Here is a 564-nt window from a genome sequence, read left to right as displayed (position 1 = left end):
GTTGTGCAGATAAAGTTATAAAAAATATTGGACTTGCTAAAAAATATATTAAAAATGTAGGTATTGAAACTCCAATGACTCCTGAGTTTTTTGAAGGATTTTTTGAGAAAAAAGAAGCAATTTTAGACACAAATCTGGATTTTATAAATTGTGCAGAGCTACATTTAAATGAGAATAACATACACAATTATGAAGGCGAAAACATGTATATTTCCAGACATGGTTATATATCTCCAACTTGGAGCAGAGAATTAACTCTTAAATTCATGAAAATAGCTGAAGAGGAAAACTGGGATTTAGCAGTTCATGATTGCTCAAATCATACAAAATTTGCGAGAAATTTAAACTTGAGTAGCAAAGAAGGTAAGTGGTTCGGAGCTAGTAGCTATGGCTGTGAGTTTTCAAGGATACCATACGAAGTATTTCTACCAATACTGAAGGATGATAACTTCAAATTTTTATGTGAAGAAGAACTGCCTGAGGGCTATAAAGTAGGAGAGCTGTTTTTTTAATTAGATGAATGGAATTTATTAAAATTATATCAATGGTTTCAAGCCCTAGAGT

General features: G+C 31.6%; 1 protein-coding gene. It reads left to right on the top strand.

Features of this window, described 5'->3' with window-relative positions; genetic code table 11:
• A partial coding sequence (locus RTW14_RS18485) for a hypothetical protein (protein ID WP_331654516.1) occupies nt 1-512 on the top strand: 512 nt, incomplete at its 5' end.
• Between the last annotated feature and the right edge of the window lie 52 nt (nt 513-564).

It is taken from the genome of Aminipila sp., assembly GCF_032051575.1.
In the GTDB taxonomy this organism is placed as follows: domain Bacteria; phylum Bacillota; class Clostridia; order Peptostreptococcales; family Anaerovoracaceae; genus Aminipila.
Note: the sequence above shows the minus strand (reverse complement) of the source record. Positions and strands in the feature narration are given on the sequence as shown.